The following is a 19444-nucleotide window of genomic DNA, read 5'->3' on the forward strand; positions in this document are numbered from 1 at the left end:
TGGGGCGACTGTGATCCGATAGACCGGTGACCCCTTCCGATGACGAGCTCGCGAGGCTGCGGTCGGTCGCCGAAACGTTGGCCGCGGAGGCCGCCGCGTTCGTGAGGCGTCGGCGGGCAGAGGTTTTCGGCGCCGATGCGGGCAGTGACGGCAGCGGCGCCGTGCGGTCGAAGAGCACCCCGACCGATCCGGTGACCGTCGTCGACACGGAAACCGAACGGCTGTTGCGCGAGCGGCTGGCCGAATTGCGGCCCGGAGACCCCATTCTCGGCGAGGAGGGCGGCGGTCCTGCTGATCCGGCGGGCGCGCCGGCCGGTTCGGTCACCTGGGTCCTCGATCCCATCGATGGCACAGTGAATTTCGTCTACGGCATCCCCGCCTACGCCGTGTCGGTCGGCGCACAGGTCGACGGCGAGTCGGTGGCCGGGGCGGTCGCCGACGTCGTCGGGCACCGGGTGTACTCGGCGGCGGTGGGCCTGGGTGCGCACGTCACCGACGGCGAGGGGACGCAGGCGCTGCGGTGCTCGGCCGTCGACGATTTGTCAATGGCGTTGCTGGGCACCGGTTTCGGCTATTCGCGGCAGCGCCGCGCGGCGCAGGCCGCGCTGTTGGCGCGCATGCTGCCGGTGGTCCGCGATGTTCGCCGGATCGGCTCGGCGGCACTGGATCTGTGCATGGTCGCGTCGGGCCGGCTCGACGCTTTCTACGAGCACGGTCTGCAGGTGTGGGATCGCGCGGCGGGTGCGCTGATCGCGGCGGAGGCGGGGGCCCGGGTGGTGCTGCCCGCGCCCGGCGTAGCCGGGGCCGGCCTGGCGCTGGCCGCCGCGCCCGGAATCGCCGAGGAACTGCTGTCCGTGCTCCGGCGCTTCGACGGCCTGGATCCGATCTTGGATTGACCGCCCGCGTCAGCAGCTGTTGGCGTGAATCTTGGCCAGCAGCGCGGGATCTGAGGGCTCGGTGGCGCCGGGACGCAGGGTGGCGAGCACCGCGTCGATGTCGTCGTTGTGGGCCAACGCGGAGAAGTCGGTGCCCAGGGACAGGTCGACCGAGTCGTCGGCGCGGTTGTCGTTGAACAGTTCGGTGCACGGCGCCACCAGCCACACGGCGGCCGCGGTGGCCTGTCCGGCGGTGCCGAAACGGATTTGGCCCTGACAGGTGAGTCTGGTGCCCGCATAGAGGGGGTCGTTGGCGGCGGTCGGTTGCGCGAAGCCGAGGTCCTTCATGGCGCCCGCGACGTCGCCGGCCTGGCCGCCGCGGCCGCTGGCGTTGAGGACGCGAACCTTGGTGTCCGCGAGCTTGGCGGGAGTGACGTCCATCATCGCGCTGCGCGACACCTGCTCACCGAGCTGCGCCGGCGCCGACCCGGCCGACTGGGGTGGCGGGTTGCACACCGCGGCCTCGTGCACCTTGGCGGGTCGCGTCAGCGCGATCGTCCAGATCACGGCGGTGGCCACTGCGAGAACTATGGTCGCGACGATGGCCGGCCGGGGGTTGCGGCGCCGGAAGGGCCGACCGTGCTTGTCAAACGCTGTACCCTCGGTGATTTGCGTGACCACAGCTGCACTCTAACCGCACGCTAAACCCACTGTTCAGAGACGAGCGCAAGGGTAAAAATGGCTGTGTGACGTAAATCACACCTTAATGGGTCGCGATACGGGCACGAATCATTTGGTGGATGCGTTCGACGCTGGTACAAAGCGATGCTTGGACAACGAGGGCATGTGAGGGGACAGGGCAATGCCTACCGACTATGACGCTCCACGGCGCACCGAGACCGACGACGTTTCGGAGGATTCGCTGGAGGAGCTCAAAGCGCGACGGAACGAGGCGGCTTCGGCCGTCGTCGATGTCGACGAATCTGAATCAGCTGAGAACTTCGAACTGCCGGGTGCCGACCTTTCCGGGGAAGAACTGTCGGTGCGCGTCGTTCCCAAGCAGGCGGACGAGTTCACCTGCTCGAGTTGCTTCCTGGTGCAACACCGCAGTCGGCTGGCCAGCGAGAAGAACGGCGTGATGATCTGTACCGACTGCGCGGCCTGATCGCTGCGCTCACCGTGTCAGGGCCGACAGCACCCGTTCCGGGTGACGGCAACTCACCAGCCAGTACGGCGTCGGATCGTCCGGATCGTCGAGTACCGCCAGGATCATCGGCCCCACCCATGCCCTGTGTAGGACGTACGCCGCCGGGTCGAGCTGGCGGCCCAACGCGGCGGACTTGGCCGACGGCGCTATCTCGGCGGATCGGGAGATCACGGTGACCGGCAGATGCGCCGGGCCGGCCCACAGCTGCACTTCGCCAGGCGCCGCCGGGTCTTCGGTCACCCGGATCTCGATGCGGCCCAGCCACAGCAGTGCCGCGGCCGCCACCGCGAACAACGCCGCGTACGGCCACCAGACCGACTGGCGGGTGACGCCCATGTTGAACTCGAAAGCGACGATGCCCGCCAGCGCGAAGGCCGGCGGCCACCACCACCAGGGAACCCACAATCGTTCGCGATACCGCACGTTGTGCGGCGCGACGCGCGTCTCGGACACGCAGTCAAGGGTAGTCTTTGGCCCCGTGTCGACCAGTCTGGCCATCGTCCGTCTTGACCGAGAGCTTCCGCTGCCCGTCCGCGCCCACGAGGGCGACGCCGGCATCGATCTCTACAGCGCCGAAGACGTCAAACTGGAGCCCGGGCGGCGCGCCCTGGTGCGCACGGGGGTCGCGGTGGCCATCCCGTTCGGCATGGTCGGCTTGGTGCACCCACGGTCGGGACTGGCTGCGCGAGTTGGACTTTCGATCGTCAACAGCCCCGGCACCATCGACGCGGGCTATCGCGGCGAGGTCAAGGTTGCGCTGATCAACTTGGACCCGAGCGAGCCGATCGTGGTGCACCGCGGCGACCGCATCGCCCAGTTGTTGGTGCAGCGGGTCGAATTAGTGGAGCTGGTCGAGGTCTCGTCGTTCGACGAGGCCGGGCTGGCCGAAACATCCCGTGGCGACGGTGGTCACGGTTCCTCCGGCGGACATGCGAGTTTGTGATGGCATTCGGTAAACGCACACCCAAAGACGAGGACGCCTCCGGCGCCGACACACCGGTGGCGGACCACGTCGCTGCCGGCGACGCCGACGAACCGTCCCCCGAAGAGCTCGAGGGCCCGTTCGACATCGAGGACTTCGACGATCCCGCGGTCGCCGAGCTGGCCCGGCTCGACCTGGGCTCGGTGCTGATCCCCATGCCGGAGGCCGGCCAGCTGCAGGTCGAGCTGACCGAAACCGGTGTGCCGAGCGCGGTCTGGGTCGTCACGGCGAACGGGCGTTTCACCATCGCCGCCTACGCCGCGCCCAAGACCGCTGGCCTGTGGCGTGAAGTGGCCGGCGAGCTCGCCGAATCGCTGCGCAACGACTCGGCCCAAGTCAGCATCAAGGACGGGCCGTGGGGACGCGAAGTCGTGGGCACCGCAGCCGGCGTGGTGCGCTTCATCGGCGTCGACGGCTACCGCTGGATGATCCGCTGCGTCATCAACGGCTCCCAGGAGACGATGGAAGCCCTGGAGCAGGAGGCGCGAGCGGCCTTGGCGGACACCGTGGTTCGGCGCGGTGATACGCCGCTGCCGGTGCGGACACCGCTGGCCGTGCAGCTGCCCGAGCCGATGGCCCAGCAGCTGCGCGAAGCGGCCGCTGCGCAACAGGCTGCACAGCAGGTCGACGCCCAACAGGCGCAAGGGCAGCAGGCACCGCCCACCGACCCGGCCGCACGCCGCAGCGTCGACGGGTCCGCTATGCAACAGCTGCGCACCACCACCGGGGGCTGAGCCGGCTACGTGGCGATCGCGAGCGCGGCTTGGCCGGGCGCTGCGGGTCGCCACCATCGGGCTAGAGCTCGGCCAGCGCGGCCAGACACGCCGCGCCCAGGGCGGCGGGATCGACCCCGATCTGATCCAGCGTCACCGTCCGCAGCGCGGCGCGCGGGGCCGCCGCGACCCAGTCGAGTCCGGCCTGCAGCGGGTGGATCGGATCGTCGACCGCGGCGGCCACACCCAGCGGCACGGCCAGCGCGGCCAGCTCGTCACAGCTCGGCGCGACGTACGCCGCCGCCTCTTCCATGGCGTCGGGCAAATGCGGCCACTGCGCGCCCCACGACCGGGTCAGCTCGTCGGCCAGCCACGGGGGGCTGGACGCCCGCATCTGGGTCGTGGTCGCCGCCAGCCCGTCGGCGCGCAACCGCGACGCCGAATACCGCGCCGCAAGGGCCGCCGGCGCGGACCCGGGCGCGCCGGCCCAGGCCGGCAGCGCGGCCAGCACCGCGACCGACCGATCGGCATGCGCCAGCGCCCAGGCGGCCGCCACCGCGGCGCCGATGGAGACCCCACCCACAGCGATCGGCCCTGTGCGAGCGGCGTCGTCCAGCGCCATCAGGTAGCCCTCGATCAACCGGTCCGGCCGCGGCGCCGGGGTTACCAACAGCGCGCCGACCTGGGACAAGGGGCGGAAAAAAGCCCGGTGAACGTAGTCGTCGTCGGAGCCGGTGCCGGGCAACAACACCGTCGTGACACCGCGCAGATCGACCACCACCTTTAGATAGTGCCCCGCCGTTCAACCGCCCTCCAACACGACGTTTGAGTCAGTTGGCGCTGGGGAACCAAGAGGTCTACGGTGTCCGTTGGCATAAATGGAAGCGTCGAGGCTTATCAGCATTTGTCAGGAGTGGCCATGGGGGCCCAAGGGTATCTGCGCCGGCTCACCCGTCGGTTGACGGAGGATCCGGAACAACTCGACTCGGAGGAACTCTCCGACGAGGTCGCAAGCACCGGCGCGCAACGCGCGATCGACTGTCAGCGTGGCCAGGAGGTCACGATGGTGGGCACCCTGCGTAGCGTCGAGTGCAACGGCAGGGCCTGCTCCGGCGGGGTACGCGCCGAACTGTTCGACGGCAGCGACACCGTCACGCTGGTATGGCTGGGACAGCGTCGCATACCGGGCATCGACTCGGGCCGCACGCTGCGAGTGCGTGGTCGCCTCGGCAAGCTGGAGAACGGAACGAAGGCGATCTACAACCCGCACTACGAAATTCAGCGGTGACCGACCCCGAAGATCTGGGGACGACCCCGCCGGAGCCGGCCGCGTCGGAAAGCATGACCAGTAACCGCATCGACCCGGAACGCCTGCTGGCTCAGGCAGGCGGGATCAGCGGCGTCATCTATTCGTCGCTGCCGGTGGTGGTGTTCGTCATCGTCTCGAGCGTTTCCGGTTTGGTTCCCGCGATCGTGGCCGCGCTGGGGGTGGCCGCATTGATTCTGATGTGGCGGCTCATTCGCCGCGAATCCGCACAGCCGGCCTTGTCCGGTTTCTTCGGCGTCGCGCTGTGCGCGCTGATCGCCTACGTGCTGGGGGAGTCCAAGGGCTACTTCCTGCTGGGCATCTGGATGTCGTTGGTGTGGGCGGTGGTCGTCGCGGCGTCGGTGCTGATCCGCCGGCCCGCGGTCGGCTACGCGTGGAGTTGGGCCACCGGGCGGGGCGACGGCTGGCGCGACGTGCCCCGGGCCGTCTATGCGTTCGACATCGCCTCGGTGGGCTGGGTGCTGGTGTTCGCCGCCCGGTTCGTCGTTCAGGGTCTGCTCTACGACGCCGATCGGACCGGCTGGCTGGCGGTGGCGCGGATCGCGATGGGCTGGCCGCTGACCGTGCTGGCCGCGTTGGCCACCTATGCCGCGATCAAGTCGGCGCAGCGGGCGATCGCCGCTGCCGGTGTTCCCGCGGTCGACATCGAACCCGGCGCCGTCACCGACTGACTACTCGCCGGCCGGGCTGTGGCTGCCCAGTAGCAGCTTCTGCAGGTCTTCTTCGGCCTCGGCGACGGCCACGAACAGCAGCTCGTCACCGCCCTCCAGCGGCTCGTCCTCCTCGGGAACGATCACCCGGGGGCCGCGCAGGATGGTCACCAGCGAGGTGTCCCGCGGCAGCTGCAGTTTGCGCACGGGCTTGCCGCCCCACGGCGTGTCGTCGGGCAGCGTGATCTCGACGAGGTTGGCCTGGCCCCTGCGGAATTCCATCAGCCGCACCAGATCACCGACGGCGACGGCCTCTTCGATCAGCGAGGCCAGCATGCGCGGCGTCGACACGGCCACGTCGACCCCCCAGGCGTCGGTGAACAACCATTCGTTGCGGGGATCGTTGACCCGGGCCACCACCCGCGGTACCGCGAACTCGGTTTTAGCCAACAGGCTCAGCACCACGTTGGCCTTGTCGTCGCCGGTCGCGGCGACCACCACGTCGAACTCGTGCAGGCGCACCGACTCGAGCAGGCTCAGTTCGCAGGCGTCACCCAGGCGCCAGTGCGCGGCCGGGATGGCGTCGACGTCGACGTGATCGGGATTACGTTCGATCAGCGTCACATCGTGGCCGTTGCCGATGAGTTCGCGGGTGACCGAGCGGCCGACCGCGCCGGCGCCGGCGACAGCTACCTTCATGTGCGCCGCTCCTCAAGCCGCTCGTTGGAATCCATCACAAGTCTTCGCTGGGTGGTAGCGCGGCGATGGCGACCGCCTCGGCGGCGCGACCGGAGATCGCGGCGACGTACACCTGGTCGCCGGATTGGATAACCGATTTGGGCTCCGGCAACACCCCGGCCCCGAAGCGGATCAGGAACGCGACCCGGGCGCCGGTGGCCTGCTCGAGATCGGTGACGCGATGCCCGATCCAGTCCTCGTGCAGGACGACCTCGGACACGGCGACCGTGCCGGTGGGGTCGCGCCACTTGGCCGTCTCGGACTCACGCAGCAACGCGTTGAGCAGGCGGTCGGTGGTCCAGGGCACGGTCGCGATGGTGGGAATTCCCAGCCGCTCGTAGACCTCGGCGCGCTTGGCGTCGTAGATGCGCGCGACGACCCGCTTGACGCCGAACGTCTCGCGGGCCAGCCGCGCCGAGATGATGTTGGAGTTGTCGCCGGACGACACCGCGGCGAACGCGTCCGCTTCCTCGATACGTGCCCTCAGCAGGACATCGCGGTCGAATCCCTGTCCCAGCACCCGCTCGCCGGCGTATTCGGGGCTGAGCCGGTTGAAGGCGGTGCTGTCACGGTCGATGACGGCGACGTCGTGACCGATCCGCGAGAGCCCGTCGGCGACCGAGGAGCCGACCCGCCCGCAGCCCATCACCACTACTCGCAACTTGAAGTCCTCTCGACCGCGTCCTGCGCCCCTCATCGGCAACCCACGTCGGCCAGCCGTTTCGGTCGGCAAACATTCTCCTACGAACGCTACCGCCAAACCCGCCGGGGCTTACCCTTGGCTCTCGTGTCCAAATTTTCAACCGCCACCCGTCGGTTGCTTATCGGTCGGCCGTTTCGCAGCGACCGGCTGAGTCACACGCTGCTGCCCAAGCGGATCGCCTTGCCGGTGTTCGCCTCCGACGCGCTGTCCTCGGTCGCGTATGCGCCCGAGGAGGTCTTCCTGATGCTGTCGGTGGCCGGAGTGACGGCGTACGCGCTGACGCCGTGGATCGGGCTCGCGGTGGCCGCGGTGATGCTGGTGGTGGTGGCCAGCTACCGGCAGAACGTCCATGCCTACCCGTCCGGCGGCGGCGACTACGAGGTGGTCACCACCAACCTCGGCGACACCGCCGGCCTCGTGGTCGCCAGCGCGCTGATGGTGGATTACGTTCTGACCGTTGCGGTCTCGACGGCGTCCGCGATGGCGAACATCGGGTCGGCCATCCCGATCGTGGCTCAGCACAAGGTGTTCTTCTGCGTGGTCTCCATCCTGTTGGTGATGGCGCTGAACCTGCGTGGCGTGCGCGAGTCCGGGCTCGCGTTCGCCATCCCGACGTACGCGTTCATCGTCGGAGTCCTCGTCATGATCGGCTGGGGCCTGTTCCGGATCTTCGTGCTGGGCAATCCGCTACGCGCCGAGTCGGCCGGTTTCGAAATGCATGCCGAGCACGGCCAGGTCGTCGGCTTCGCGTTGGCGTTCCTGGTGGCGCGGTCGTTCTCGTCGGGCTGCGCGGCGCTGACCGGTGTCGAGGCGATCAGCAACGGGGTGCCGGCGTTTCAGAAACCCAAGTCGCGCAACGCCGCGACGACGCTGCTGATGCTTGGGGGCATCGCGGTGACCCTGCTGATGGGCATCATCGTGCTGGCCGAGAAGATCGGGGTCAAGCTCGTCGAGGATCCCGCGAGACAGCTCACCGGCGCGCCTGCGGACTATTATCAGAAGACCCTGGTCACTCAGCTGGCGCAAGCGGTGTTCGGTAGCTTCCACATCGGCTTCCTGCTGATCGCGACGGTGACCGCCCTCATCCTGGTGTTGGCGGCCAACACGGCGTTCAACGGCTTTCCCGTGCTTGGCTCGATCCTGGCGCAGCACAGCTACCTGCCACGCCAATTGCACACCCGCGGAGACCGATTGGCGTTCTCCAACGGAATCCTGTTCCTGTCCGGTGCGGCGCTGCTGGCGATCATCGCGTTCCGCGGTGAGGTCACCGCGTTGATCCAGCTGTACATCGTCGGCGTGTTCATTTCGTTCACGCTGAGCCAGATCGGCATGGTACGGCACTGGACCCGGCTGCTGCGCACCGAAACCGATCCGCGGGCGCGGCGCAAGATGATGCGCTCGCGGGTGGTCAACACGGTCGGCTTGCTGTCCACCGGCACGGTGCTGCTGGTGGTTCTGGTGACCAAGTTCGCGGCCGGGGCGTGGATCGCCCTGTTCGCGATGAGCTTGCTGTTCGGGATCATGAAAATGATTCACCGGCACTACAACACGGTGAACCGCGAATTGGCGGAGCAGGCCGCCGCCCAGGAGGACGTGGTGCTGCCCAGTCGTAACCACGCCGTGGTGCTGGTGTCAAAGCTGCATCTGCCGACGTTGCGGGCGCTGGCCTACGCGAGGGCCACCCGGCCCGATGTGCTGGAGGCAGTGACGGTCAGCGTCGACGACGCGGAAACCCGCGATCTTGTCTACAAGTGGGAGGAAAGCGATATCAGCGTCCCGCTCAAGGTCATCGCCTCGCCGTATCGCGAAGTCACCCGTCCCGTCCTGGAGTACGTCAAGCGGGCCAGGGAAGAGTCGCCGCGCACGGTGGTGACGGTATTCATTCCCGAGTACGTGGTGGGCCATTGGTGGGAGCAGGTTCTGCACAACCAGAGCGCCCTTCGACTCAAGGGCCGCCTGCTGTTCATGCCGGGCGTCATGGTGACTTCGGTTCCGTGGCAGTTGAGTTCGTCCGAGCGGCGGAAAACCTTGCAGCCGCACGTGGCGCCGGGTGACGCTCGTCGGGGAATCTTCGATTGACCCGCGAATCGACTCGCGCGCCGCGCGCGGGGCCGCCCCCGATCGGGGAGCTGACCCTGACCACCGATGCCCCGGCCAACGGCGGCAGTTGCGTCGCGCACCATGAGGGCCGGGTGGTGTTCGTCCGCTATGCCTTGCCCGGTGAGCGGGTTCGCGTCCGGGTCACCGCGGATCGCGGATCTTATTGGCACGCAGAGGTTGTCGAGGTCGTCGACCCGGCGGCCGGCCGCGTCACCTCGCTGTGCCCCATCGCCGGCGTTGGCGGCGCCGGCTGTTGCGACCTGGCGTTCGCCGCTCCCGAGGTGGCCCGCCGACTCAAGGGCGAAGTCGTGGCCAATCAGCTCGAGCGCCTCGGCGGGCATGTGTGGAATGGGGAGGCCGAGCCGCTGGATTCCGCGCCGACCGGGTGGCGCACCCGCGTCCGGCTCGGCGTGGGCCCCGACCGTCGCGCGGGTTTCCACCGGTACCACAGCGAGGAATTGGTGACCGACTTGCGTTGCGCCCAGCTGCCCGCGGGCATGCTCGACGGGATCGCCGACACCAGGTGGCCGCCGGGAGCCCAGCTGCACGTTGCCGTCGACGACGACGGCGTGCGCCACGTGGTGCGCACCATCAGGCAGGGCAGGCAGACCGCGACCAAAGTGGTCGAGGGTCGCTACGAGGCGGTGCAACGCGTGGCCGGGCGAAGCTGGCAGGTGCCGGTGACCGCCTTTTGGCAGGCGCACCGCGCCGCGGCGGACGTCTACAGCCGGCTGGTCGCCGACTGGGCGCAGCTGAGCAGCGGGATGCGCGCGTGGGATCTGTACGGCGGCGCAGGCGTTTTCGCCGCGGTGCTCGGCGACGCCGTCGGGCACTCCGGACGCGTGCTCAGCGTCGACACCTCGCGCGCGTCGACACGGGCCGCCCGCGTCACCCTGGCCGGTCTGACCCAGGTGCACATCGTCACCGACTCGGTGCGCCGCGCGCTGCTGGCGCAGCGGGGGCGCGCCCACGTGGCGGTGCTGGATCCGCCACGGGCGGGCGCCGGGCGCGAGGTCATCGATCTGCTGGCCGCCGCGGACGTCCCTCGGGTGGTGCACATCGGTTGTGAGGCAGCATCTTTCGCGCGCGACATCGGAATCTACCGCGGCCACGGCTACTCCGTCGAGAAGATCAGAGTGTTCGACGCGTTCCCGCTGACCCATCACACCGAATGCGTCGCGCTGCTGACGCGCTAGGGATGTTCGACGGCCGCTCGGGCCGTCACCGCAATACGGCGCGGGCGGATCTGATCACCGGCTAGACTGCGTCGCGGTGTGCCGGGAAGTCTGGTCGGCGGTGTCTTAAACATTGTCGACCGACCGAAAGGTGCGCGTGTGAACGAGACCGTTCGTTACGCGCTGTTGGTTTTGTTCTCCAGCGCAGTCGGTTTGGCCGCGGTGCTGGCGAATCGACTGACCGAGCGGGTCAAGATCCCCGTCGCGCTGCTCGTGCTCGTCGGAGCTGCCGTCGCGGTGCACGCTGTGCCCGCGGTGCAGCCCCCCTCCGAGCGAATCGTGGAACGGGTGATCACCATCGCGTTGGTGTTGGTGTTGTTCGACGGCGGCATGCACATCGGGCCTTCGCGCTTCCGCGCAGCGGCCGTCCCCATCCTGTCGGTCGGCGTCGTGGGCACCGCCCTCACCGCGGCGGGCGCGGCACTGGTGCTGCACTACGTATGTGGAATCGGCTGGTTTCCCGCGGTTCTCGTGGCCACAGCCGTGGCTCCGACCGATCCGGCCGTGGTCTTCTCTGTGCTGGGCAAACGCGAGATCAGGGGCCGCAGCGGCACCATCCTGGAGGGCGAGTCGGGCGCCAACGATCCGGTCGGCATCTCCCTGATGTCCAGCCTGATCGCCGCCGGCGGTCTCAGCGCTGCCGGATTCGCCGGCGTGGGAACGCAATTCGTTCTGCAAATGGCGGTCGGCCTGGCCGTCGGGGTGCTCGGCGGTCGTGTCCTACTCGTCTTCATGCGCCGCGTCGCGTTGCCGAGTGAAGGTCTCTACTCGCTGCGAACGCTGGCATCGTGTCTGATGTTGTACGGCATTGCCACGCTCGCGCACGGCTCCGGATTTCTGGCCGTGTTCGTCGCCGGCATCGTGATCGGCGACGCCCGCGCCCCCTACAAGCCGGAGATCCAGCGATTCCACGCCGCCCTGGCCGGTCTGGCGGAAATCGTCGCGTTCGCCGTCCTGGGGTTGACCGTCGACCTCGATGTCCTCGGCCATCCCGAGGTATGGGTGCCGGGGCTCGTCCTCGCTGTGGCCCTGACCGTGCTGATTCGGCCGTTGGCGGTGGGCGCCTGCCTGGTTGGAGTCCGATTGCGCCGAAACGAGCGCAGCTTCGTTCTTTTCGCCGGGCTCAAGGGGGCGGTGCCCATCCTGCTGGGCGAGTTCCTGCGGGCCGCTCACCTCGCCGACGCCGAACGCCTGTACGGCATCGTGATCATCGTCGTCGTCTTCTCGGTGCTGGTGCAGGGCAGCTCCGTGCCTGGCGTCGCCAGACTGTTGCACCTGCCCATGCGCACCGTGGAGACCCGGCCCTGGCAGATAGGTGTGCGACTCGCCGACGAACCGCGGGGTGTCCATCGCTTCAGCGTCGCGACCGGTTCTGTCGCCGAGCGTTCCACCGTCGAGGGTCTCGGTGACCAGGTCGGTGACATCTGGGTGAGCATCGTGGTGCGCACCACCGGCCTCGTGCCGGTGCGGGGCGACACCGAACTCGAGGCCGGGGACGAGGTCGTCATCCTGGCCGATCCCGAACTTCATGACGCCCTGGCCGAACTGTTCGGACCCGCGCAGAAGTGGTGAGCGCCCGCCACGTCGCCTGTTGTTGTCGCGGGCGCTGCGTAGACTGACTGGATGCTGGAACAGATCCGCGGGCCCGCTGATCTGCAGCACCTTTCCCAACACGAACTTCGCGAACTGGCCGCCGAGATTCGCGAGTTCCTGATTCACAAGGTTGCTGCGACAGGGGGGCATCTGGGCCCCAATCTGGGCGTGGTCGAGCTGACGCTCGCCCTGCACCGGGTGTTCGATTCGCCCCACGATCCGATCATCTTCGACACCGGCCACCAGGCCTATGTCCACAAGATGCTGACGGGCCGCTCGCTCGAGTTCGAGAGCCTGCGCAAGAAGGGCGGGCTGTCGGGATATCCGTCGCGCGCCGAAAGCGAGCACGACTGGGTCGAGTCCAGCCACGCCAGCGCGTCGTTGTCCTACGCCGACGGCCTGGCCAAGGCGTTCGAACTGAGCGGGCACCGCAATCGCCATGTGGTCGCGGTGGTCGGCGACGGCGCGCTCACCGGCGGCATGTGCTGGGAGGCGCTGAACAACATCGCCGCCTCCGGTCGCCCGGTCATCATCGTGGTCAACGACAACGGCCGCAGCTATGCCCCGACGATCGGCGGCGTCGCCGACCATCTCGCCTCGCTGCGGCTGCAGCCGGCCTACGAGCAGGCCATGGAGAAGGGCCGCGACGCCCTGCGCGCGCTGCCGCTGGTCGGCAAGATCGCCTACCGCGTCATGCACAGCGTCAAGGCCGGCATCAAGGACTCGTTGTCACCGCAGCTGATGTTCACCGATCTCGGTCTGAAGTACGTGGGCCCGGTCGACGGGCACGACGAACGCGCGGTCGAGGCCGCGCTGCGGCACGCCCGCGGCTTCGGCCGCCCGGTGATCGTGCACGTGGTGACCCGCAAGGGGATGGGCTTCGCCCCGGCCGAGGACGACGAAGCCGAACAGATGCATTCCTGCGGCGTCATCGACCCGGTCACCGGGCGGGCGACCAAGGTCGCCGGGCCCGGCTGGACGGCGGCGTTCTCCGACGCCCTCATCGGCTACGCCAGGAGGCGCCGCGACATCGTGGCCATCACCGCCGCCATGCCCGGCCCGACCGGGCTGACCCCGTTCGGGCAGCAGTTCCCGGACCGCTTGTTCGACGTCGGCATCGCCGAACAACACGCGATGACGTCGGCCGCCGGCCTGGCCATGGGGGGCATGCACCCGGTGGTGGCCATCTATTCGACGTTCCTCAACCGGGCCTTCGACCAGATCATGATGGACGTGGCGCTGCACAAGCTGCCGGTCACCATGGTGCTCGACCGGGCCGGCATCACCGGTGCGGACGGCGCCAGCCACAACGGCATGTGGGACATGTCGATGCTGGGCATCGTGCCCGGTATGCGGGTGGCCGCACCCCGGGACGCCACCCGGCTGCGCGAGGAACTCGGCGAGGCACTCGAGGTCGACGACGGCCCCACCGCGCTGCGCTTCCCCAAAGGCGATGTGGGCGAGGACATCCCGGCGGTCGAGCGCCGCGGATCGGGCATTTCGGGTGTCGACGTGCTCGCGGTCCCGGCCGGCGGGTGCAACCACGACGTGCTGCTGATCGGTGTCGGCGCCTTCGCGCCGATGGCGCTGGCGGTGGCCGGGCGACTGCAGGACCAGGGGATCGGCGTCACGGTCATCGACCCGCGTTGGGTGCTGCCGGTCTCGGACAGCGTGCTGGAGCTGGCGGCCCAACACAAGCTCGTCGTCACCTGCGAGGACAACGGAGTCAACGGCGGGGTGGGTTCGGCGGTGTCGGCCGCCCTGCGCCGCGCCGAGATCGACGTTCCGTGCCGCGACGTCGGACTGCCGCAGCGGTTCTACGAGCACGCCTCCCGCGGGGAGTTGCTCTCGGAGCTGGCGCTCACCGATCAGGACGTGGCCCGTCGCATCACCGGCTGGGTAGCGGCGCTGGGCAGCGGCGTCACCGAGGCCGAGATCCGCGAGCACCTCGACTAGTTGTCGGTGCCTTCCGGCGCCTGCAGTGCCCGGGCCAGCACCGGGTCCACCAATTCCCGTTGCCAGGGCCGGGCCTGGCCGGCGCGCAGGAACGTCTCGACGGCGTCGAACGGGTCGGGCGCGGGCGTCCAGTCCCAGCACAGCCGTCGCACCAGGTCCGGCGACACCAGGTTCTCGGTGGGGACGTGGACCCGCTCGGAGACCTCCGACAGCGCCTTGCGGGCGGCCTCCAACCGGGCCGCGGCCTCCGGCTTGCGCCTGCTCCACCGCGCCGGCGGCGGCGGCCCATTGGGCGGTTCGCTTTCGGCCGGGGGGTTCTTGGTTCGCCGGGCCTCGTCCAGCGCCGCCAACCACGTCGCGGCGCTGCGCCGCTGGTTGCGCCCACCGAACACGGGCAAGGCGACGAGCTCCTCGACGGTCGTCGGGTTGGCCAGGGCGGCATCGATGATGGCCGAGTCGGGCAGGATGCGGCGCGGCGCGATGTCGCGGCGCTGCGCGATCCGGTCGCGGGTCAACCACAATTCTCGGACGGCGGCCAGACCACGCTGATCGCGCACCCGATGGATGCCCGACGTTCGCCGCCACCGGTCCGGTCGCACCGCGGCACCCGGATCCTTCAGACCCGCGTCGCGCAGGTAGTCGAATTCCTGTGCGGCCCAATCGGTTTTGCCCTGCTCGGCCAGGACGCCGGCCATCGCCGCGCGCAGTTCGATGAGCAGTTCCACATCCAGGGCGGCGTAGTTGAGCCATTCGGCGGGCAGGGGACGCTTGGACCAGTCGGCCGCGCCGTGGCCCTTGGCCAGCCCGACGCCCAGCAGCCGCTCGACCATGGTCGCCAGGTTCACCCGTTCGAACCCGGCCAGCCGGCCGGCCAGTTCGGTGTCATACAGCGCCGGCGGCCGCATGCCCACCTCCGCCAGACACGGCAGGTCCTGATCGGCGGAGTGCAGGATCCACTCGTCGGTGCCCAGCACCTCGGCCACCGGCCGCAGGGCCTGCAGCGGGTCGGCGCCGTGGCTCACCGGATCGATCAGCACCGTGCCGGAACCGGCCCGCCGGATCTGGATCAGGTAGGCGCGGTTGGAGTAGCGAAAGCCCGAGGCCCGCTCGGCGTCCACCGCGAAGGGGCCGTGCCCGCGGTCCAGTCGCTGCGCGGCGGCCTCGATCTCGCGGACGCTCACCGAGACGGGCGGGACGCCTTCGGCCGGATGTGGCAGCGGGGCGGGGTCGGCGCTCACGTCGCCGGGCGCGCTGCTGCCCGGCCCGTCGGCCGACGGTTCGGCCATGCTAGGCGCGTGACCGCGAGCTCAGGTCGGTGACTCCCGCGGGTGGCAGGCCCGCCGCGTGTTCCAATACCTCGCAGAACGCCTCGACATGCCCTCCGACCGCGGGCGACGTCGCGGTCCAGGACGCGCGCAGCTCGAGCTGGTGGGCGCGTGGCGGCCCGGAGATGTCTCCGTAGCGCACCGATGTGGTGGCGGTGACGGTGCCGCCCAGGGCGACGACTTGTTCCATACGTGACTCCAGTGCCTCGACTAGCCAGCTCCACGCTACTTCGGGCAGCAGCGGGTCGACCGCCTCACTGGGGTCAAGGTCGGCCTGGATGTAGGCGACCATGCGAATGGTGCCGTCCCACGCGTCGGCCCCTTCGGGGTCGTACAGCAGGATCAGCCGTCCGAAGGCATCGCCGTCGGACCGCTCCGGAATGATGTCGCGATCGGGATGTTTGACCTCGGCGCCCAGGGCGTAGCTGTGGGGAGCCAAGCGTTGCGGCGGCCGGATGGGACCCAACTCGATCTCCGGCCGCACGACGACGGCGTTCATCGCCGCTACCGCTTCGCGGAATGGGGCCGGTTCGGATGAGGTCACTTGGCGCCGCTCCTGTTCATCCCGACCGTTCTGCGTCGTCACGGCACGGGTCACAGGGATCGACGGTAGACCTACTGCCCGACACGCCGCGACAGGCGCGCCGGGTTTCAAACCCGCCGCGACCAAGCCGTTACCAGGTCTCCACCAAAGCTATATGTGCAGCTCAGGCGCGGTCAGCGGGTGAAACGCGCCTGGCGTTTCTCGCGGTGGGCGGCCAGGCCTTCCTGCACGTCCGGGCCGCTGAAACTGAGGAATTCCAGGCCCACCGAGGTCTCGAAGGTGGGGCCCATCATGCGGTACCAGTGGTTGAGGCTGCGCTTGGTCCACCGGATCGCGTGCTGCGCGCCCTGCGCCAGGTTTTCGGCGATGCGGGTGGCGGTGGTCAGCACGTCGTCATCGTCGACGCAGACCGACACCAGCCCGATCCGCTCGGCTTCCTCGCCCAGCAGCGTCTCGCAGGTCAGCAGGTAGTACTTGGCCTTGGCCATGCCGACCAGCAGCGGCCAGCAGATGGCGGCGTGGTCACCGGCCGCCACGCCGAGCTTGGTGTGCCCGTCGATCAGCTTCGCGGTGCGGCCCGCCACCGAGATGTCGGCGAGCAGGGCCACCACCAGACCCGCGCCCACCGCCGGCCCCCGGATCGCCGACACGACGGGGGTGTCGCAGTTGATCATGTTGTGCACCAGGTCGCGGGCCTCGCGCATGATGCGGAGCCGACCCTCGTAGTCGTTGATGGTCTCGTCGATCAGGTCGAAGCTGCCGCCGGAGGAGAAGGCCTTGCCTTCACCGCGCACCAGGACCGCGCGCACGGCGGGATCGCGGTCGATCACCGGCCAGATGTCGGCGAGGTCGCGGTGCATCTGCGGCCCCACCGAATTCAGCCCTGGGGAGTCGAGAACCAGCGTCAGCACGCCGTTCTCGCCGAGCTCGCAGCGCAGGCTGGGAAACTCGTCGTAACTCGCTGGGGGCTGACTCACTGGCATCCGATGCTCCTGACGTTCAAACGGTTGCGGTCGTTGATAGTACGCAGCGGCGTCCGGTGTCCTTCGGCCATGGCAGCATTGAGGCTGATGAGTACTCGCCGCGACCTTCCCGAGTCGCCGTATCTCGCGGCCGTGACCGGCCGCAAACCCAACCGGGTGCCGGTGTGGTTCATGCGCCAGGCCGGCCGTTCGCTGCCCGAATACCGGGCGCTGCGGGCCCAGACCGACATGCTGTCGGCCTGCTTCGACGCCGAGTTGGTCTGCGAGATCACCCTGCAGCCGGTGCGCCGCCACGACGTCGATGCGGCGATCTTGTTCTCCGACATCGTGGTGCCGCTGCTCGGTGCGGGCATCGACCTGGACATCGTCGCCGGGGTCGGGCCGGTGATCGACTCGCCGGTGCGCACCGCAGCCGACGTAGCTGCCATCAAACCCCTTGAGCGGCAACGTGTTCAGCCGATCTCCGACGCGGTGTCGCTGCTGGTGTCCGCGCTCGGCGACGTGCCGCTGATCGGCTTCGCGGGTGCGCCGTTCACCTTGGCGTCCTATCTGATCGAGGGCGGCCCCAGTCGCCACCACGCACGCACCAAGGCGATGATGCTTTCCGAGCCCGACACCTGGCATGCGCTGATGGAGAAGCTGACCGCCATCACCGTGGGCTTCCTGCGGGTGCAGCTGGAGGCCGGGGTGGACGCCATCCAGGTGTTCGACTCGTGGGCCGGGACGCTGTCCCTGGCGAATTACCGCACCTACGTTCAGCCGCACAGCGCCCGGGTGTTCGCCGCGCTCGCCGACTACGGCGTGCCGATGACCCACTTCGGGGTCGGCACGGCCGAACTGCTGGGCGCCATGTCGTCGGTCGGTGCGAACGTGGTGGGCGTGGATTGGCGAACGTCGCTGGCCGACGCGGCCGCTCGCGTACAACCCGGTACGGCGTTGCAGGGCAACCTCGATCCGGTGGTGGTGTTGGCGGGCTGGCCGGTGGTGGAACGTGCGGCACGCGCCGTCGTGGACGACGGCCGCCGCGCGATCGACGCGGGCGCCGCCGGTCATGTCTTCAACCTCGGCCACGGCGTGTTGCCCGAAACGGATCCCGGCGTGCTGACCGATCTGGTGTCGCTGGTCCACTCCCTATGAGTCCCCTCTCGTATTGTGTTGTGGGGGGCGGAGTTTCGGGCCTGACGGCGGCCTATCGGCTCCGCATGGCCGTCGGCGACGGCGCGACGATCACGCTGGTCGATCCGGGAGACAGGCTCGGCGGGGTCCTGCGCACCGAGCTGGTCGGCGGGGTGCCGATAGATCTGGGCGCGGAGGCTTTTGTGCTGCGTCGCCCCGAGCTGCCGGCCCTGCTGGCCGAGCTGAATCTGTCCGAGCGCCAGCGGGTTTCGACCGGCGCGCGGCCGCTGGTCTACAGCGGGCAAGGGTTGCGCCCGCTGCCGGCCGGCACCGTGGTCGGGATCCCGTCGTCGGCGACGTCGGTGGCGGGACTGGTCGACGCGGCCACGGTGGCCCGCATCGAGGCCGAACCCGCCCGTCCGATGGTGTGGGAACCGGGCAGCGACCCCGCCGTCGCCGACCTGGTGGGTGAGCGATTCGGCGACCAGGTGGTGTCCCGGTCGGTGGATCCCCTGCTGAGCGGGGTGTATGCGGGCTCGGCGGCCACCATCGGCCTGCGTGCGGCCGCCCCGACGGTGGCGGCCGCACTGGACCGCGGCGCCACCAGCCTGACCGACGCCGTCGGGCAGGCGCTGCCGCCGGCCTCCGGCGCGCCCGTGTTCGGGTCCCTGGAGGGCGGCTACCGAGTGCTGATCGATGAGCTGGTCGCGCGCGCCCGGCCGCGCTGGGTGCGTGCCGCGGTGTCGCGGCTCGAGCGCGCCGGCGCCGGCTGGTTGGTGGTCGACGACACCGGCGCTCGCTGGGCCGCCGGCGCGGTGATCCTGGCCGCGCCGGCGGGGGAGTGTGCCCGCCTGCTGGCCGGGATCGCCCCGCGCAGCGCCGCCGCGGCCAGGCGCATCACCAGCGCCTCGTCGGTGGTGATGGCGCTGGCCGTGCCGGGCGATACCGCGTTCCCGGAGTGTTCGGGCGTGCTGGTGGCCACCGGTGAGCGGTTGCGGGCCAAGGCCATCACGCTGTCGTCGCGCAAGTGGGGCGTCCGAGGCGATGCGCAGCTGCTGCGGCTGTCGTTCGGCCGGTTCGGCGACCGCGTGGCGGCCGACACGTCCGACGACGAGCTGCTGACGTGGGCGTTGGGCGACCTGACCACGGTGTTCGGGCTGACCATCGACCCCGTCGACGTCCGCATCCAGCGCTGGATCGACGCGATGCCGCAATATGGGCCCGGCCACGGCGACCTGGTCGCCGAGGTGCGCGCCGGCCTGCCGCCGACGCTCGAGGTGGCCGGCAGTTACCTCGACGGCATCGGCGTCCCGGCCTGCGTCGGCGCGGCCGGTCGAGCGGTCGAGCGTGTGATCAGGGCCATCGGAGACTTGGACGCGCAGGTGGCACGATAGGTT

19 protein-coding genes and 1 pseudogene are annotated in these 19444 nt (G+C 69.5%); 12 read left to right on the forward strand and 8 right to left on the reverse strand.

Annotated features, from left to right (window positions below; translation table 11 throughout):
• Positions 1–26: 26 nt before the first annotated feature.
• Positions 27–896 (forward strand): inositol monophosphatase family protein, encoded by an 870-nt coding sequence (locus tag AC5Y30_RS15340; protein ID WP_499919412.1) that lies wholly within the window; start codon positions 27–29, stop codon positions 894–896.
• Between the two features lie 9 nt (positions 897–905).
• Here AC5Y30_RS15340 and cei read toward each other — a convergent pair whose 3' ends face one another.
• Positions 906–1556, reverse strand: coding sequence for an envelope integrity protein Cei (gene cei / locus AC5Y30_RS15345; RefSeq protein ID WP_499919415.1), 651 nt, complete (start codon positions 1554–1556; stop codon positions 906–908).
• A gap of 181 nt (positions 1557–1737) precedes the next feature.
• Here cei and AC5Y30_RS15350 point away from each other — a divergent pair, with 181 nt between their 5' ends.
• The gene (locus tag AC5Y30_RS15350) at positions 1738–2040 is read left to right on the forward strand and encodes a DUF4193 domain-containing protein (protein ID WP_008258544.1); all 303 of its coding nucleotides are present in this window, start codon (positions 1738–1740) and stop codon (positions 2038–2040) included.
• A 9-nt stretch (positions 2041–2049) separates the two neighbouring features.
• Here AC5Y30_RS15350 and AC5Y30_RS15355 read toward each other — a convergent pair whose 3' ends face one another.
• Positions 2050–2535 (reverse strand): DUF3093 domain-containing protein, encoded by a 486-nt coding sequence (locus AC5Y30_RS15355; RefSeq protein ID WP_499919416.1) that lies wholly within the window; start codon positions 2533–2535, stop codon positions 2050–2052.
• A gap of 25 nt (positions 2536–2560) precedes the next feature.
• Here AC5Y30_RS15355 and dut point away from each other — a divergent pair, with 25 nt between their 5' ends.
• The gene (dut, locus tag AC5Y30_RS15360) at positions 2561–3025 is read left to right on the forward strand and encodes a dUTP diphosphatase (RefSeq protein WP_499919417.1); all 465 of its coding nucleotides are present in this window, start codon (positions 2561–2563) and stop codon (positions 3023–3025) included.
• Positions 3025–3798, forward strand: coding sequence for a DUF3710 domain-containing protein (locus AC5Y30_RS15365; RefSeq protein WP_499919419.1), 774 nt, complete (start codon positions 3025–3027; stop codon positions 3796–3798). The genes dut and AC5Y30_RS15365 overlap by 1 nt, the downstream gene beginning before the upstream one ends.
• A 61-nt stretch (positions 3799–3859) precedes the next feature.
• Here AC5Y30_RS15365 and AC5Y30_RS15370 read toward each other — a convergent pair whose 3' ends face one another.
• A complete protein-coding gene (locus tag AC5Y30_RS15370) occupies positions 3860–4558 on the reverse strand; it encodes an alpha/beta hydrolase (RefSeq protein WP_499919420.1) in 699 nt (232 codons plus the stop codon).
• Between the two features lie 138 nt (positions 4559–4696).
• Here AC5Y30_RS15370 and AC5Y30_RS15375 point away from each other — a divergent pair, with 138 nt between their 5' ends.
• Both AC5Y30_RS15375 and AC5Y30_RS15380 read left to right on the forward strand, forming a co-directional pair.
• Positions 4697–5065, forward strand: coding sequence for an OB-fold nucleic acid binding domain-containing protein (locus AC5Y30_RS15375; protein WP_112710439.1), 369 nt, complete (start codon positions 4697–4699; stop codon positions 5063–5065).
• 53 nt (positions 5066–5118) lie between these two features.
• Complete coding sequence (locus AC5Y30_RS15380) at positions 5119–5775, forward strand: DUF3159 domain-containing protein (RefSeq protein ID WP_499919822.1); 657 nt, start codon at positions 5119–5121, stop codon at positions 5773–5775.
• Here the strand turns inward: AC5Y30_RS15380 and AC5Y30_RS15385 are convergent, their stop codons facing one another.
• Together AC5Y30_RS15385 and AC5Y30_RS15390 are read right to left on the reverse strand one after the other, a co-directional pair.
• Positions 5776–6453: a potassium channel family protein gene (locus AC5Y30_RS15385; RefSeq protein WP_499919421.1), complete on the reverse strand. Its 678-nt coding sequence runs from the start codon at positions 6451–6453 to the stop codon at positions 5776–5778.
• A 34-nt stretch (positions 6454–6487) separates the two neighbouring features.
• Complete coding sequence (locus AC5Y30_RS15390; protein ID WP_156656060.1) at positions 6488–7153, reverse strand: potassium channel family protein; 666 nt, start codon at positions 7151–7153, stop codon at positions 6488–6490.
• 126 nt (positions 7154–7279) lie between these two features.
• Here AC5Y30_RS15390 and AC5Y30_RS15395 point away from each other — a divergent pair, with 126 nt between their 5' ends.
• From AC5Y30_RS15395 to dxs, 4 genes are all read left to right on the forward strand, one after another.
• Positions 7280–9274, forward strand: coding sequence for an APC family permease (locus AC5Y30_RS15395; protein WP_499919423.1), 1995 nt, complete (start codon positions 7280–7282; stop codon positions 9272–9274).
• A gap of 41 nt (positions 9275–9315) precedes the next feature.
• The gene (locus AC5Y30_RS15400; RefSeq protein ID WP_499919823.1) at positions 9316–10491 is read left to right on the forward strand and encodes a class I SAM-dependent RNA methyltransferase; all 1176 of its coding nucleotides are present in this window, start codon (positions 9316–9318) and stop codon (positions 10489–10491) included.
• 138 nt (positions 10492–10629) lie between these two features.
• A complete protein-coding gene (locus tag AC5Y30_RS15405; RefSeq protein ID WP_499919424.1) occupies positions 10630–12102 on the forward strand; it encodes a cation:proton antiporter domain-containing protein in 1473 nt (490 codons plus the stop codon).
• A gap of 51 nt (positions 12103–12153) precedes the next feature.
• Positions 12154–14079: a 1-deoxy-D-xylulose-5-phosphate synthase gene (gene dxs, locus AC5Y30_RS15410; protein ID WP_499919425.1), complete on the forward strand. Its 1926-nt coding sequence runs from the start codon at positions 12154–12156 to the stop codon at positions 14077–14079.
• Here the strand turns inward: dxs and AC5Y30_RS15415 are convergent.
• The 3 genes and pseudogenes from AC5Y30_RS15415 to AC5Y30_RS15425 form a co-directional block, all read right to left on the reverse strand.
• Positions 14076–15365 (reverse strand): HRDC domain-containing protein, encoded by a 1290-nt coding sequence (locus AC5Y30_RS15415; RefSeq protein WP_499919426.1) that lies wholly within the window; start codon positions 15363–15365, stop codon positions 14076–14078. The genes dxs and AC5Y30_RS15415 overlap by 4 nt on opposite strands.
• Before the next feature lies 1 nt (position 15366).
• Positions 15367–16033 (reverse strand): annotated as a pseudogene (locus AC5Y30_RS15420) (DUF3000 domain-containing protein).
• An 88-nt stretch (positions 16034–16121) separates the two neighbouring features.
• The gene (locus tag AC5Y30_RS15425) at positions 16122–16931 is read right to left on the reverse strand and encodes an enoyl-CoA hydratase/isomerase family protein (RefSeq protein WP_499919428.1); all 810 of its coding nucleotides are present in this window, start codon (positions 16929–16931) and stop codon (positions 16122–16124) included.
• 87 nt (positions 16932–17018) lie between these two features.
• On the opposite strand from AC5Y30_RS15425, the gene hemE reads away from it, so the two are divergent.
• Positions 17019–18068 carry a uroporphyrinogen decarboxylase gene (hemE, locus tag AC5Y30_RS15430; protein ID WP_499919431.1) on the forward strand — a complete coding sequence of 350 codons (1050 nt, stop codon included), beginning with the start codon at positions 17019–17021 and terminating at the stop codon, positions 18066–18068.
• Complete coding sequence (locus AC5Y30_RS15435; protein ID WP_499919434.1) at positions 18065–19441, forward strand: protoporphyrinogen oxidase; 1377 nt, start codon at positions 18065–18067, stop codon at positions 19439–19441. Before hemE ends, AC5Y30_RS15435 begins: the two co-directional genes overlap by 4 nt.
• Positions 19442–19444 lie beyond the last annotated feature (3 nt).

The sequence above is a fragment of the Mycobacterium sp. NGS27 genome, assembly GCF_059813005.1.

What these genes read in the sequence shown, in the direction of transcription:
- dxs (WP_499919425.1), top strand. Translation starts at nt 12,154, where the DNA reads ATGCTGGAACAGATCCGCGGGCCCGCTGATCTGCAGCACCTTTCCCAA.
- AC5Y30_RS15425 (WP_499919428.1), bottom strand. Translation starts at nt 16,931, where the DNA reads ATGCCAGTGAGTCAGCCCCCAGCGAGTTACGACGAGTTTCCCAGCCTG.
- AC5Y30_RS15350 (WP_008258544.1), top strand. Translation starts at nt 1,738, where the DNA reads ATGCCTACCGACTATGACGCTCCACGGCGCACCGAGACCGACGACGTT.
- AC5Y30_RS15435 (WP_499919434.1), top strand. Translation starts at nt 18,065, where the DNA reads ATGAGTCCCCTCTCGTATTGTGTTGTGGGGGGCGGAGTTTCGGGCCTG.
- AC5Y30_RS15375 (WP_112710439.1), top strand. Translation starts at nt 4,697, where the DNA reads ATGGGGGCCCAAGGGTATCTGCGCCGGCTCACCCGTCGGTTGACGGAG.
- AC5Y30_RS15380 (WP_499919822.1), top strand. Translation starts at nt 5,119, where the DNA reads ATGACCAGTAACCGCATCGACCCGGAACGCCTGCTGGCTCAGGCAGGC.
- AC5Y30_RS15365 (WP_499919419.1), top strand. Translation starts at nt 3,025, where the DNA reads ATGGCATTCGGTAAACGCACACCCAAAGACGAGGACGCCTCCGGCGCC.
- hemE (WP_499919431.1), top strand. Translation starts at nt 17,019, where the DNA reads ATGAGTACTCGCCGCGACCTTCCCGAGTCGCCGTATCTCGCGGCCGTG.
- AC5Y30_RS15415 (WP_499919426.1), bottom strand. Translation starts at nt 15,365, where the DNA reads ATGGCCGAACCGTCGGCCGACGGGCCGGGCAGCAGCGCGCCCGGCGAC.
- AC5Y30_RS15385 (WP_499919421.1), bottom strand. Translation starts at nt 6,453, where the DNA reads ATGAAGGTAGCTGTCGCCGGCGCCGGCGCGGTCGGCCGCTCGGTCACC.